This window comes from Sinorhizobium sp. (assembly GCF_059070375.1).
Window position 1 is genome coordinate 301,858 of sequence record NZ_JCACWC010000003.1, and the last position, 12,622, is coordinate 314,479.

The window sequence follows — 12,622 nt, forward strand, 5'->3', positions numbered from 1 at the left end:
TTTCCATGAAACATTGAAATGCTTAGGCCAAACGAGTTTAGGGAGTGTTAACCATGACGATGACGTGGTGCCACGCCGCAGTCTTGCGCGGCCCCTTGCGGGAAGCTCATTCACGGCCCATCCTGGCATGAGCTTGATGGAGCCGCCGATGACATTTCGCCCGCCGCAATCGCTGCGCCGTTTCGATCTCACCGGTAACGGGGTGAACGTTCTCGAATACGAACTGATGGCCGAGCGCGCCGACGCTCTGGGGCGCAATGGCCTGAAGGTCGAGAAGGCAATGGCCGCCCTGAATGCCTATGACGGCAACAGGCACCCGCCTTCCGAACGCGAGCGACTGCTCGACGAGGCAGCCGACGCGGTTTGGGCCTTCCTCATCCAGCGCGAGACCTGCGGCCTTCGCGACAGCCGCGATGCCGTGCGACGCTACGGCATTCCGAAGGAAGTCATGGCGCGCGTCGGGATCGTCAGGAAGCGCTGACCGACGGGAGAGCCGCGCGCCGGATGGAACGCGCGGAACTCGATGAAAAGGGTACGCTCCCCTACCGATAGGGCGAATAGCACACCCGATAAACCCCGCCATAGGTCAGGTACCGGTTGGTGGCCGGGTTATAGGACCGATAGCGCGACAGGCACCAGCCGACATGGCTGTTGCCGCCGCTCCGGACATAGCCGCCGCTATAGTAGCGTGGTCTATAGGAGCGATAACCGTAATATCCGGGCCCGGGATAGCTGTAATAGCCGGGGCCATAGTAGCGCGGCCCGTAGTAATAGCGGTTCCCGTAGTACGGCCGGTAGCGGTAGCTGGGTCCGAAATAGAAGCTGATCCCGGACCGTCGGTAATAGGGGCTCCAGCCCGGATAGAAGCCGGACCCTCCGTAATAACCGCGGCGAGAATAGCCGCCGCGCCACCCGTAACGGCCGCGATGCGTGGCATTCTCGATGCCGGCCGGCGCTTTGACCGCAATGTCGAGCGCCGGGCGCGGCATGGCCTGAACGGACGTTACAGGGGGAACCGCGGAGACGGCGGCGAGTGCGCAGCTCACAACGAAATTCCGAAATTTCGTCATTTTCTCCTCACTTTCCGAAAGCCGTTGCTTTCCGGTTTTTGTCCCTGCTCCTTTCAGCGCGGCGCGACTTATCAGACGCGCAAAGATCGCTGTAACTCTTCAAGTTGCTGCATGCTTTGGCGTCGATCGGGTCGACCGACGAAACATGCAGTAGACGTTTGGCGCCGCATGTTTATTCGTGGGCGTGCGCTCCACGTGTCGACGCGGGCGCGTTCCGGATTCCGCTCCTTCGCCGTTGCTCTAGAATGCGCCTCTCCGGCCCCCATGTCACTGGAATTCTTGCCCTATCATCGAGGACCCGGACGCGCTTTACCGCGCTTTTTCGCGATGCGAGACGAAAACTTCAAAATGCCTGTTGACACTTCGGTCACGGCCTTTTACATGCCGGTCCGTCGCCCAGATGGCGGAATTGGTAGACGCGCCAGCTTCAGGTGCTGGTACTCGAAAGGGTGTGGAGGTTCGAGTCCTCTTCTGGGCACCATTCCTTTTTCCAGTAACCGCTTTTGCGGTTCGGAAGTCAAAAAAGCCCGGTTTCCGGGCTTTTTTGCTTTCAGAGTTCCGAAGCGAATTCGGCGGGGCCGCCGTTCGCCGCGGCATCTGCCCTTCCTCAGGCGGCCGTTCCGGCTTCGGTAGTGTCAACCGTGCGGACGACGCCCACGACTTCGTAAATGTCGAGCGCCGTCGAACGGCCCTTTGCCTTGGCGGTGCCGAGCGGGCGGAACTTCACCATGTCCTTGCATTGGGCGACCACCGCACCGCTTGCAAGAACGCTCGTGCCGTAATCCTTGTTCATGCCCTCGAGCCGGGAGGCGACGTTCACCGTGTCGCCCATCGCCGTATATTGCAGCCGTTCCCTGGCGCCGACGCTGCCGACGACGGCCGTTCCGGTGTGGATGCCGAAGCGCGTGCGGAACTCCGGCAATCCCTTGGCGCGTTGCGCGGAATTGAAGGCCTGGAGCCTCTCCTCGACCGCGAGTGCGCAGCGACAGGCATGCTCGGCATGCCTGGTATCGGCGACCGGCGCGTTCCACATGGCGAAGACCGAGTCTCCATGGAACTGGATGATGGTTCCGTCGTGGGCGGCAACGACCTCGCTGAACAGGTCGAAATACTCCGAGAGCATCGCGACCACTTCTTCCGGCGAACGGCCCTCACTGATGGTGGTGAAGTCGTAGATGTCGGTGAACATCGCCGTCACTTCCTGCCGCCATGCGGCGCGGCCGCCGAAATGGCCGGATTCGATGCCCTTGCGCACCAGCTCCTTCGGAACATAGAGCGCGAAGGTGAAGATCGCGTCGCGAGCTCTGTTCATTGCGCCGTTGAGCGTCGAGATTTCCGCCACATGCGATGAAACGTCGATCGGAGTGGCGAAATCCAGGTCCTGCAGGCGGTTGGCGCTGTCGGTGAGCTGGTTGAGGGACTTCGTGATCAGATGCGCAAGCACGAGGGCCAGGAGAACGGCGACCACCACCACGGCGCCCGAGACGGCAAGTCCCTGGACGAGGGTCTCGTTTGCGGCCGCCAGCAGCTCGTCGAGCGGGGCCGCGACGACCACCCGGTGCCCGGACAGAAGCAATGCCGATTCGAGCGGCGCCACCGTGACGAGATAGGTGCGGTTTCCGACTTCGACGAGAGTTGCCTTCCCGGCCGGTGGCGGGTTGCGCCGGATGCTTTCGATCAGGCCATCCTCCTGCGGCGTGGCCACCGGTTGGTCCCTACCCTTCGATGCCATGATGCGTCGCATCATCACGGTGTCGGAATGGATGATCGGCCGTCCGACCGCATCGAGAATGAACGAGACGGATTCGTCCGTCAGCCGCTCGCGGGAGAGGAAGTCCGTGATCGTATCGAGCACCACATCGGCACCGATGACGATCTGCGGGTTGCCGCGGTGCGCTTGCGATATGGTCATCCCGAGATTGCCTGTCGTGGCCATCTCATAGGGACCGATCGCCACCGGTGCCTTGCCGTTGACGGCTGCGCGATACCAGGGCCGCGTCCTCGGGTCGAAGCCGTTGGAAGCAGCGCGGCGTTCGGCGAACTGCAGACCGCTCGCGTCGAGGAACAGGATCCGGTCGAACGGCTTGCCCCGGTCGTCCCTCTCCATCGAGCGCACGGCGATGGCCGCTCCCCGCGGTGCGTCGAGCGCCATGCGCCAGGCGGCCGAGTCCAGATCGACCACATGAAAGAACGCACCGCTCGGATAACCGACATAGACGCCGTCGATGTGCGGCGAGCGGGCGATGCCCTCGCGCAGCACCGCCACCTTGTCGTTCATGCGTTCGGGCGGCGGCACGAGAAAGGCATTGGCGACGGATGCGACGAGACTGACGAGCGCGGAGGTGTCCCCGGAAAGAGCGCCGAGCCGATCGACCAGGCGGCCGACGAAGGCGTCCATATTGTCTTCGGCATCGGCGATCGAAGCGCTGCGTGCGCGGTGGTAGTCAAGTCCCACCAGCGTCGCGGACACGACGATGAGCATAGCAATCATCACGAGACCGAGCAGCGACCGCAGAGAGCTGGTCCAGGTCCGGGAAGGCTTGTCCGCGTTGGAATCTTGCATGCTTTCGATGTCCTTGAATCCGGATTCCGATCTTTGCAGCATTGCAACGCATTTTCATAGCACCACCGGCCGTTTACGACCTGCGCTACAGCGCCGCGTGTCCGGTCGGACGCGCAAAGATCGCTGCAGCACTTCGATCTGCTGCGTGTTTTGTCGTTGGTCGGCTACGACAGTTTTGCGGCCCATCACTCTTCAGTTGACGGTGACGGGCTTCGAGCGCATTCGGGCCACCGTCTCCCGCTCCGCCCGCTTGCAGCGCATCGGCGGCAGGCTGCGGTCCATCAGTTCCATATCCTCGAGCACCATCTCGCCCATCCTCTTGAAGGCGACGTCGAGCGCACCGGCCCGGTGCGCCGAGCGCAGGAAGCCGGCCAGCCGGCGGACGGGATGTCCAGGGGGCAGGGGCTCCTCCGGGAAGACGTCGCTTGCCGCGCGGATATGGCCGCTTTCCACGGCTGCGATCAATGCATCGAAATCCACGACGCCGGCGCGGCTCAGGAGAATGAAGGCGGCGCCCGAACGCATGGCCGCGAAGGCCCTGGCGTCGAGGAAGCCCTCATTGTCACTGGTTACCGCTGCGACAACAAACAGGAAGTCGCTCTCGGCGAGGACCGTCTCGAGCGACGCCGGTTCGACGCCGGCGTCGAGAAGAACGGAGGCCGGCAGCCAGGGATCATGGACGCGGATCTTCGCACGAAATCCCGAAAGGACGCGGTTAAGCGCCTTGCCGAGATCGCCGAAGCCGATGATGCCGATCTCCGAACCCGAGAGGAGCCGGGCGGACTTGTTTCCCTCACCGCCCCAGCGTTCGCGGCCCTCGCGGAAATCGACATCCGCATCGACGATGCCGCGGGCGAGGTTCAGCGCCATGGCGAGCCCCATCTCCGCCACCGGTTCGGCGAAGACCTGGCCGGTGGTGAGCACGTGGATGCCGCGCTGGAAAACCACGTCGTAGGGCATGTTGTCGATGAGGTTGCTTTCGACGTTGAGAACGGCCCGCAGCTGCGGCATGCGTTCGAGCGTTTCTGCGGAAAGCGGCGGCTGTCCGACGATATAGCGGACCTCGGAGAGGACGGCGGAGCCGAGCCCGGCGATGTTCTCCGGATCGGCTTCGATCACGCGGTAGCGCCGGTGAAGACGCTCGAGCGCGTCGGGCGTGAAGATCAGATCGAGCGTACGCGGCGCGGGCGCGCTGATGACAAGTGGCCTGTCGCTTTGCGGCCTGTTGGTTTCGGGCATGGTTTCCTCCAGTCAGTGCCGTCCGGGGCGCAGTTTCGCCTGTCCCGAGCGCGCAATGCAAGCGTGCCTTTGTCTTGGTTCGAACTCAGTAGTTGAGGCCGCGCTTCTGCCGCTCGAGCGACGGCGGCAGCTCGCCGCTCTGGAAGATCGGGCCGCTTCCCTCGCGGCAGCGGTAGACCGTATCGTAACGGGGACGGCCGTGAGACGACTCGAAGGGGCCGTAGCGGTCGATGAAAACCTGCCGGCAAACGATGTTCTTATCGTCGCCCAGCGGGTTCGCCGGCCGTACGCCCGGCAGGTCGTGAAAGACCTGCGCCAGCTCGAATGTCGCCCCGCCGGCGAGGCCGGTACCGGGCGAGAGGGTCGACATCAGGGCGACGAGGGGAGGCGCCAGGGCGAAACGGAACCAGGTCATATGCGAACTTTCTCGGGGTGCCGGCAAACGGAACGTCTGCCGAAGGACAAGGTATCGCGGCCGGCCAACATGCGCTATAGGCCAGCTACGCTCCACAGCGCCGCGCGCCTGATCAGACTGGCCGGGTCGCTGCAGCACTTGTATCTCAGCAGGTTTCCTGAACCGTTCTCCGGGAATCATGCAAGTAACGATCTGGGGATTTTCGATGGCGAATACAATAAGGTTCCACGAGGGGGACATTTCCGAGACCGACGCCGCCCTTTATACGGGCGCGATCGCGATCGATACGGAGACGCTCGGCCTGGTCCCGCGTCGCGACCGCCTCTGCGTCGTGCAGCTCTCGTCGGGCGACGGGACTGCCGATGTGATCCGCATTGCCGCCGGCCAGAAACAGGCGCCGAATCTCGTCTCGATGCTCGCCGATCCGACGCGCCAGAAGATCTTCCATTTCGGCCGCTTCGACATCGCCGTGCTGTTCCATACCTTCGGCGTCACCGCGTCGCCGGTCTTCTGTACCAAGATCGCCTCGCGCCTCGCCCGCACCTATACGGACCGGCACGGCCTCAAGGACAATCTCAAGGAACTGCTCGACATCGACATTTCCAAGCAGCAGCAGTCTTCCGATTGGGCCGCCGACATTCTTTCGCCAGCGCAGCTCGAATATGCCGCCTCCGATGTGCTCCACCTGCATGCGTTGCGCGACAAGCTGACGGCGCGGCTCCTGCGCGATGGGCGGATGGAACTCGCCGAGGCCTGCTTTTCGTTTCTCCCGACGCGTGCCAAGCTCGATCTGCTCGGCTGGGAGGAAACGGACATTTTCGCCCATAGCTGAGTTCTACGGCGCCCACCGGTGCGGGAGCAGGCGCCGGTTACGATAGCCTGGAGCATTTCAATGTTTCATAGAAACCCTGAAATGCTCTAACCATTTGCTCTAACGCATTTCCGGACGGAAAACCGTTACATACTTTTCCTGGAAGTGCTCTAGCTCCTGTCCGTGTGGCCGAGATCGCGCTCGGGCTCGATCACGTCGCGAATGCGTTGCTTCAGCTCCTTGGGCCCGGGAAAGCCGCCGTCGCGCTTGCGTTCCCAGATCAACGCGCCATCGACGCGAATCTCGAAATTGCCGCCGGTCCCGGGGATGAGCGCCACTTCCCCAAGCGTGTCGGCGAATGTCGACAGCAATTCCTGCGCCATCCATCCGGCGCGCAGCAGCCAGTTGCACTGGGTGCAATAGAGGATGGTGACGCGTGGCTTTTCGCTCATCTCGCATGTCCTGTTCACTTGGCTTTCGCGCCACAGGAAACATGGAGCAGCGTCGTCGCGCAAGCGCCGCAATCCACGCCTTCACGCATGTCTCACATAAATGTCAGCTTGAGCGGTCATGTTTTTGACGCTGAGCCCTTGTTTTCCAAAAGGCCTGAGGCAAGAGAAACCCCTGATTTGCAATGGATACGAAAGGGATTTCATGACCGATACCGCTGCCAACAATCGACCGCGCGCGATCCTGCCGGCGCTCGAAAAGATTTATCTGCCGCTCGATACTTTCGCCGAGACGTTGCTGCGCGTCGTGGCAGGCCTGCTGCTCGTCACCCACGGCTACGGCAAGATCCTCAATCCCTTCGGCGCGGCCGGCATGGTGGAGGGGCTTGGGTTCTATCCGGGCGTTTTCTGGTCGCCCCTGCTTTCGGCGACCGAGTTCTTCGGCGGCATCTTCATTGCCATCGGCTTACTGACGCGGCCTGCTGCCTTCGCGGCGACGATCGTGCTGCTCGTCACCGTCTATTTCCACGGCATCGTCCAGGGACAGGGCCTTGGCGGGGCGGAGAAGTCCATTCTCTGGGCGGCGATCACGCTCTTCTTTGCCATTCGCGGCGCCAACAGCCAGTCCGTCGATGCCAAGCTCGGCCGGCAATTCTGATCTCACTCTTTGAATTGGAGCGCTTCCGGGCGACGACACATTTTGCCTGGAAGGGCTTTGAAAGCGGCCGGCTCGATCCGGCCGCTTCGAGCAATTGCACCGGCGGCACGCTCAGCCCGCCTGCGGCATCACGCTGCGGATCGTCATACGGTGTACCTTGCCGGCCCTGTCGACCCAGTCGATCGACTGTCCGACGGAAAGGCCGATAAGCGCCGCTCCGATCGGCGTCAGTACGGAAATCTTGCCGGCTTCGATGTCGGCCTCCCCCGGATAGACGAGCCTCACTTCCTTCGCAAAACCGTTGTCGGCGTCAAAGGCGACGGTCGAGCCCATCTGCACGCTGTCTTTGGGCAGCTTGCCGGGCGCGGCGATTCGCGCGCGGTCGAGTTCGGAAAGCAGCGCCTCCGCGACTTCCGGGACACGGTCGAGCGCCGAGGAGGCGATCGCCGTCAGACGTGCATGGTCTTCGGCATTGATGACGATCGAGGGAAGCTTCTTGCGGGTTGTCTTGTCCGCCATGATGATACCTGTGCCTGGGCGCACCGCTCTGCTTGCGCCGAAAGTGAAATGTCGAGGATGATTTACGCTCGCCGCTCGGGGGTGGAGGCTTGGCCCTCCGCTCGCCGATGCGCAGGCCCCCTTACCCGGAGAGCGCACGCATCCGGGCCGGGGTCAGGTTCCTGCGATGGGGCAGACCCGGAAAGAACAGCGGAAATGGATCGCGAGCACTGGCATGGTCTGAAGGTCGGAAACTTCGCCAACGAAGTCAAGCTCGCGTCGCCACTTGAGATACCGCAGCGCCCGTGGTGATCATGGCGGATCGCGCAAGAAGATCGGAAGCCTTGAAACGCAAAGTCCGTGGCGGCGGCGCTTTTCGTCACGCGGCCCGCAGGTCGACGACGCGCGTTTCGCCTTGCTTCAGGCCGATGCGCATATTCTATGCGCGTCGACCTGATTGGAAATCACTCGTCGCTCATCTTCAGCGCGGCGATGAAGGCTTCCTGCGGGATTTCCACCTTGCCGAACTGGCGCATCCGCTTCTTGCCGGCCTTCTGCTTCTCCAGCAGCTTGCGCTTTCGGGTGGCGTCGCCGCCGTAGCACTTTGCGGTCACGTCCTTGCGCAGCGCCGAGATGGTTTCGCGGGCGATCACGTTGCCGCCGATGGCGGCCTGGATCGGGATCTTGAACATGTGCTTCGGGATCAGTTCCTTCAGCTTTTCGCACATTTCGCGGCCGCGCTTTTCCGCCGCCATCCGGTGCACCATCATCGACAGCGCGTCCACCGGCTCGCCGTTGACGAGGATCGACATCTTCACGAGGTTGCCTTCTTTGTGCTCGGTGATCTGGTAGTCGAAGGAGGCGTATCCCTTGGAGATCGACTTCAGCCGGTCGTAGAAATCGAACACGACTTCGTTCAGCGGCAGGTCATAGGTGAGCATCGCGCGGGTGCCGACATAGGTCAGCTCGATCTGGATGCCGCGACGGTCCTGGCAGAGCTTCAGGATGCCGCCGAGATATTCGTCGGGCGTCAGGATCGTCGCACGGATCCACGGCTCGTGAATTTCGGCGATCTTGACCACGTCCGGCATGTCGGCAGGGTTGTGAAGCTCGCGCTCCGAGCCATCGGTCATAAACAGCTTGTAGACGACCGAGGGTGCCGTCGCGATCAGATCGAGATCGAATTCGCGCTCCAGACGCTCCTGGATGATTTCGAGATGCAGGAGGCCGAGGAAGCCGCAGCGGAAACCGAAGCCGAGCGCGGCGGAGGATTCCATTTCGAAGGAGAAGGAGGCGTCGTTGAGGCGCAGCTTGCCCATGGCCGAGCGCAGGTCCTCGAAGTCGGCGGCGTCGACCGGGAAGAGGCCGCAGAACACGACCGGCTGGGCCGGCTTGAAGCCGGGCAGCGCCTTGGCCGTCGGCCGCTTGTCCTCGGTGATCGTATCGCCGACGCGGGTGTCCGCCACTTCCTTGATAGAAGCCGTGATGAACCCGATTTCGCCGGGGCCGAGCGCCTCCATGGCAACCATCTTCGGCGTCAGCACGCCGACGCGCTCCACCTGGTACTTCGCATCCGTCCCCATCATGCGGATGGTCATGCCCTTTTTCAGCGTTCCGTCGATTACGCGCACCAGAACCATGACGCCGAGATAAGCGTCGTACCAGCTGTCGACGAGCAGCGCCTTCAAGGGCGCGGCGTCGCCGCCCTCGCTCTTCGGGGCGGGCAGCCTATGGACGATCGCCTCCAGCACATCCGGAATGCCGAGACCGGTCTTGGCGGAGATCAGCACGGCGTCGGAGGCGTCGATGCCGATCACTTCCTCGATCTGCTCCTTGATCCGCTCCGGCTCGGCCGCAGGCAGGTCGATCTTGTTCAGAACGGTGACGAGCTCGTGATTGTTGTCGATCGCCTGGTAGACATTGGCGAGCGTCTGGGCTTCGACGCCTTGGCTGGCGTCGACGACGAGCAGCGAACCTTCGCAGGCTGAAAGCGAGCGCGAGACCTCGTAGGCGAAGTCGACGTGGCCGGGCGTGTCGATGAGGTTCAGCACATAGGTCTCGCCGTCGTTCGCCTTGTAGTGCAGGCGCACGGTCTGGGCCTTGATGGTGATGCCGCGCTCGCGCTCGATGTCCATGCTGTCCAGGACCTGCTCGGACATTTCTCGTTCGGCGAGGCCGCCGGTCGACTGGATCAGCCGGTCGGCAAGCGTCGATTTGCCGTGATCGATATGCGCCACGATCGAGAAGTTGCGGATATGCGACAGGGGCGTCTTGGAAGATGGTGTGCTCATGGGCCGCATATAGCAGCGCGATCAGGCGGCGCAAAGCGGGAAATGAAGGCTTCGTTCACTATAAATTCGGGCGTCTGACCGGCCGTTCCGCTCGCGCTTCCGTCTCGGCGAGTGCCGCGGCATTCGGCACCTGGGCGCTTTTGAATTCGAAGGTGTCGCAGTGCTCGGGCGGGACGCGTTCGCGAGAGCGGAGGCGAACGAGCACGAAAAGGGCGTAGAGGAGCGCCACCGTCATCGTCGCATAGATGAAGGTCCGTTGGCCGAAGGCCGGCGTCAGCAAGGTCACGAGCATCGGAACGAGGGTCGCCGCTGCCGACCAGGCGACCAGCATGGTGCTGGCGAGCGGCACGAAATCTGCCGGATCGGTGCGATCGTTGGCATGCGCATTGGCGATCGAATAGACCGTCTCGACCGCCCCCGCGAACATCGCGAAAACCAGCATGAGCAGGAGCAGGTTGTCGAAGGAGGCGGCGAGCGCAGCGATGCCCGCGGCGATGACGAGCATACAGGTGGCGATGAGGACGATCCGGCGGTCGGTGCGGTCTGAAAGGGCGCCCATCGGATACTGGATGAAGAGCAGGCCGAACTGCATGACGAACATCAATGCCGCTACGTCTTTCTGACTGACGGAATTGACGGCGGCATAGATCGGCGTAAAGCCCTGTACCAGCATGGAGAGGCCGCCGGATGCAAGCACGCCGATGAAGGCGACCGGAGAAATCCGCCAGACCATGGGAATGTCGATGCTGACCCGGGCAGGGGCGGGCGGCGTGGGCAGGCGCGTGAGGCCGATCGGCAGGATGGCGACCGCGGTGAAGAAGATCGTGACGATCGGGGCGAGATTGCCCTCGACCGGGATTTGCCCGAAGAGCCAGGCGCCGGCGCCGAGCCCGATGACGTAGGCCATGTAGAAGAGCGCCATCGCCCGGCCGCGCCAGTGGTTCTCGCTGGCATGGTTGAGCCAGCTCTGCGTGATGATGAAATTCATGTTGGCGGCAATGCCGTAGAGGCCGCGTGCGACGACCCAAAGCAGCGGGTGGACGCCGAGGCTGATCATCAGCGCCGCGAGAATGACCAGCGCCATCGAGCAGGAAAAGGCGCGGGCGTGGCCAACGCGGCGAATGAGCGAGCCGCCCATGAGGCAGCCGATCAGCCCGCCGAAGGCAATCGCCGTCACGGCGGCTCCCGGGACCCAATCCGGCGCCGCCGAGCGCGTCAGCACGAAGGGCACATAGGCGAGCATCATGCCGTTGCCGACCGCGACCGATGTCATGGAGGCGACTATGCTCGCGATCGACAGCAGCGACGAAGGAGATCGATGCATCTGCCTGTCCTTCTGCCAATCGTATGAAGATGATCTAAATTATTGAAGTTGGATGTTTTTTAAGAATCGGCGCAGAGTCCGGGACGATAAAGCAGGACGCGGACCGGCGCTGTCGTCAAAGCGGCATGCGTGAATTTATTTCTCGCTTCGATCATCTTGACTCCATGATATGAGAAATGCACTCTCAGATAATGGAAAAAGTACTCGCCCCTCTCGAAGAGTCCATCGGCATGCGCCTGCGCGAGCTGCGCATGGCGCGGGATCTGACGCTTGACGACCTGGCCGGCCGCTCCGGCGTCAGCCGCGCCATGATTTCGCGCATCGAGCGCGGCGAGGCGAGCCCGACCGCGCAGCTTCTGGCGAAGCTATGCAGCGCGTTGGGCACGACGCTTTCGGCGCTTTTTGCTTCCGAGAGGGGCGAGGCCTCGCCCTTGGCCCGGCGCGCGGAGCAGCGGCTGTGGCGCGATCCAGAAAGCGGCTACCTGCGCCGTTCCGTTTCACCCGAAGGCGTCGGTTCGCCGGTCGACATCGTCGAGGTCGAGTTTCCGCCCGGCGCCCGCGTCGTCTTCGAGCGACAGCCGATGGACCGCGGCATCACGCAGCACCTCTGGCTTTTTTCCGGCCGCCTCGAACTGACGATGGAAAGCGGACGGCAGCTCTTGGAGCCGGGCGACTGCATCTTCATGGGGCTTGAAGAGGCCCACATCTTTTACAATCCCCACGAGGAACCGGCGCATTACGCCGTCATCCTCTGCCGCAACAAGGTCTGACATGCCCGACGCCGATATACGCGTGCTCACCGCAGAAGAAACCCTGGCCGCCCTGCCGGCTCTGGCCGAAATCCTCTCCGATTGCGTCGAAGGCGGCGCTTCGGTCGGCTTCATGCATCCCTTTTCGCCGCACGCCGCCGTTCAATTCTGGGAGGGCGTCGCCGCCGCCGTCGGGCGCGGCGAAACGGTTCTCCTCGCGGCCGAAGTCGATGGCCGAATGGCGGGCACCGTGCAGCTCGGCGTCGGCACCATGCCGAACCAGCCGCATCGCGCCGATGTCAGGAAACTGCTCGTCCACCGCGACGCCCGCGGTCTCGGCCTGTCGCGTTGCCTGATGGACGCAGCCGAGGCGGAAGCCCTCAGGCGCGGCAGAAGAGTCCTGGTCCTCGACACGGCGACCGGAGAGCCGGCCGAAGCGATCTACGAGCGCTTCGGCTGGACGCGCGCCGGTGTCGTTCCCGACTACGCGCTGATGCCGGACGGCCGCTATTGCGCGACGACGTTCTTCTACAAGCACCTTGCCATATAGGGCGG

At 63.1% G+C, this 12,622-nt stretch carries 13 protein-coding genes and 1 tRNA gene; 6 read left to right on the top strand and 8 right to left on the bottom strand.

Annotated features, from left to right (window positions below; translation table 11 throughout):
- Nucleotides 1-148: 148 nt before the first annotated feature.
- Nucleotides 149-481 carry a DUF6665 family protein gene (locus tag AC5J09_RS13445; protein WP_026168498.1) on the top strand — a complete coding sequence of 111 codons (333 nt, stop codon included), beginning with the start codon at nucleotides 149-151 and terminating at the stop codon, nucleotides 479-481.
- Between the two features lie 61 nt (nucleotides 482-542).
- Here the strand turns inward: AC5J09_RS13445 and AC5J09_RS13450 are convergent, their stop codons facing one another.
- Complete coding sequence (locus AC5J09_RS13450; protein ID WP_494297801.1) at nucleotides 543-1,070, bottom strand: BA14K family protein; 528 nt, start codon at nucleotides 1,068-1,070, stop codon at nucleotides 543-545.
- A 394-nt stretch (nucleotides 1,071-1,464) separates the two neighbouring features.
- On the opposite strand from AC5J09_RS13450, the gene AC5J09_RS13455 reads away from it, so the two are divergent.
- Nucleotides 1,465-1,551 (top strand) — tRNA-Leu (locus AC5J09_RS13455).
- Between the two features lie 126 nt (nucleotides 1,552-1,677).
- Here the strand turns inward: AC5J09_RS13455 and cya1 are convergent.
- The 3 genes from cya1 to AC5J09_RS13470 all read right to left on the bottom strand — a co-directional run bounded on the left by cya1 (nucleotide 1,678) and on the right by AC5J09_RS13470 (nucleotide 5,287).
- The gene (gene cya1 / locus AC5J09_RS13460) at nucleotides 1,678-3,675 is read right to left on the bottom strand and encodes an adenylate cyclase Cya1 (RefSeq protein WP_494297802.1); all 1,998 of its coding nucleotides are present in this window, start codon (nucleotides 3,673-3,675) and stop codon (nucleotides 1,678-1,680) included.
- 150 nt (nucleotides 3,676-3,825) lie between these two features.
- Nucleotides 3,826-4,872 (bottom strand): hydroxyacid dehydrogenase, encoded by a 1,047-nt coding sequence (locus AC5J09_RS13465; protein WP_494297803.1) that lies wholly within the window; start codon nucleotides 4,870-4,872, stop codon nucleotides 3,826-3,828.
- Between the two features lie 85 nt (nucleotides 4,873-4,957).
- Complete coding sequence (locus tag AC5J09_RS13470) at nucleotides 4,958-5,287, bottom strand: hypothetical protein (protein ID WP_437408001.1); 330 nt, start codon at nucleotides 5,285-5,287, stop codon at nucleotides 4,958-4,960.
- 205 nt (nucleotides 5,288-5,492) lie between these two features.
- On the opposite strand from AC5J09_RS13470, the gene AC5J09_RS13475 reads away from it, so the two are divergent.
- Nucleotides 5,493-6,119, top strand: a complete 627-nt coding sequence (locus AC5J09_RS13475; protein WP_494297804.1) for a ribonuclease D — start codon at nucleotides 5,493-5,495, stop codon at nucleotides 6,117-6,119.
- Nucleotides 6,120-6,268: 149 nt separating this feature from the next.
- Here AC5J09_RS13475 and AC5J09_RS13480 read toward each other — a convergent pair whose 3' ends face one another.
- Complete coding sequence (locus AC5J09_RS13480) at nucleotides 6,269-6,550, bottom strand: Rdx family protein (RefSeq protein WP_004435540.1); 282 nt, start codon at nucleotides 6,548-6,550, stop codon at nucleotides 6,269-6,271.
- A 202-nt stretch (nucleotides 6,551-6,752) separates the two neighbouring features.
- On the opposite strand from AC5J09_RS13480, the gene AC5J09_RS13485 reads away from it, so the two are divergent.
- Entirely contained in the window at nucleotides 6,753-7,205 is a 453-nt protein-coding gene (locus tag AC5J09_RS13485) for a DoxX family protein (protein ID WP_494297805.1), read from the top strand.
- A gap of 111 nt (nucleotides 7,206-7,316) precedes the next feature.
- On the opposite strand, the gene rnk is transcribed toward AC5J09_RS13485, so the two are convergent.
- The 3 genes from rnk to AC5J09_RS13500 all read right to left on the bottom strand — a co-directional run bounded on the left by rnk (nucleotide 7,317) and on the right by AC5J09_RS13500 (nucleotide 11,318).
- Nucleotides 7,317-7,724, bottom strand: a complete 408-nt coding sequence (rnk, locus tag AC5J09_RS13490) for a nucleoside diphosphate kinase regulator (protein WP_018093881.1) — start codon at nucleotides 7,722-7,724, stop codon at nucleotides 7,317-7,319.
- Between the two features lie 443 nt (nucleotides 7,725-8,167).
- Complete coding sequence (gene lepA / locus AC5J09_RS13495; protein ID WP_018093883.1) at nucleotides 8,168-10,003, bottom strand: translation elongation factor 4; 1,836 nt, start codon at nucleotides 10,001-10,003, stop codon at nucleotides 8,168-8,170.
- A 49-nt stretch (nucleotides 10,004-10,052) separates the two neighbouring features.
- On the bottom strand, nucleotides 10,053-11,318 hold the full coding sequence (locus AC5J09_RS13500; RefSeq protein WP_494297806.1) for an MFS transporter: 1,266 nt from the start codon (nucleotides 11,316-11,318) through the stop codon (nucleotides 10,053-10,055).
- A gap of 191 nt (nucleotides 11,319-11,509) precedes the next feature.
- Between AC5J09_RS13500 and AC5J09_RS13505 the strand changes: the two genes are divergently transcribed.
- Both AC5J09_RS13505 and AC5J09_RS13510 read left to right on the top strand, forming a co-directional pair.
- Nucleotides 11,510-12,088 carry a helix-turn-helix domain-containing protein gene (locus AC5J09_RS13505; protein WP_494298905.1) on the top strand — a complete coding sequence of 193 codons (579 nt, stop codon included), beginning with the start codon at nucleotides 11,510-11,512 and terminating at the stop codon, nucleotides 12,086-12,088.
- A 1-nt stretch (nucleotide 12,089) separates the two neighbouring features.
- A complete protein-coding gene (locus tag AC5J09_RS13510; RefSeq protein ID WP_379937124.1) occupies nucleotides 12,090-12,617 on the top strand; it encodes a GNAT family N-acetyltransferase in 528 nt (175 codons plus the stop codon).
- Nucleotides 12,618-12,622 lie beyond the last annotated feature (5 nt).

Excerpts from the sequence above, each read along its gene's own strand:
- AC5J09_RS13485 (WP_494297805.1), top strand. The coding sequence starts at position 6,753 with ATGACCGATACCGCTGCCAACAATCGACCGCGCGCGATCCTGCCGGCG.
- AC5J09_RS13500 (WP_494297806.1), bottom strand. The coding sequence starts at position 11,318 with ATGCATCGATCTCCTTCGTCGCTGCTGTCGATCGCGAGCATAGTCGCC.
- AC5J09_RS13445 (WP_026168498.1), top strand. The coding sequence starts at position 149 with ATGACATTTCGCCCGCCGCAATCGCTGCGCCGTTTCGATCTCACCGGT.
- lepA (WP_018093883.1), bottom strand. The coding sequence starts at position 10,003 with ATGCGGCCCATGAGCACACCATCTTCCAAGACGCCCCTGTCGCATATC.
- AC5J09_RS13505 (WP_494298905.1), top strand. The coding sequence starts at position 11,510 with ATGGAAAAAGTACTCGCCCCTCTCGAAGAGTCCATCGGCATGCGCCTG.
- AC5J09_RS13465 (WP_494297803.1), bottom strand. The coding sequence starts at position 4,872 with ATGCCCGAAACCAACAGGCCGCAAAGCGACAGGCCACTTGTCATCAGC.
- cya1 (WP_494297802.1), bottom strand. The coding sequence starts at position 3,675 with ATGCTGCAAAGATCGGAATCCGGATTCAAGGACATCGAAAGCATGCAA.
- AC5J09_RS13475 (WP_494297804.1), top strand. The coding sequence starts at position 5,493 with ATGGCGAATACAATAAGGTTCCACGAGGGGGACATTTCCGAGACCGAC.
- AC5J09_RS13470 (WP_437408001.1), bottom strand. The coding sequence starts at position 5,287 with ATGACCTGGTTCCGTTTCGCCCTGGCGCCTCCCCTCGTCGCCCTGATG.
- AC5J09_RS13450 (WP_494297801.1), bottom strand. The coding sequence starts at position 1,070 with ATGACGAAATTTCGGAATTTCGTTGTGAGCTGCGCACTCGCCGCCGTC.
- rnk (WP_018093881.1), bottom strand. The coding sequence starts at position 7,724 with ATGGCGGACAAGACAACCCGCAAGAAGCTTCCCTCGATCGTCATCAAT.
- AC5J09_RS13510 (WP_379937124.1), top strand. The coding sequence starts at position 12,090 with ATGCCCGACGCCGATATACGCGTGCTCACCGCAGAAGAAACCCTGGCC.
- AC5J09_RS13480 (WP_004435540.1), bottom strand. The coding sequence starts at position 6,550 with ATGAGCGAAAAGCCACGCGTCACCATCCTCTATTGCACCCAGTGCAAC.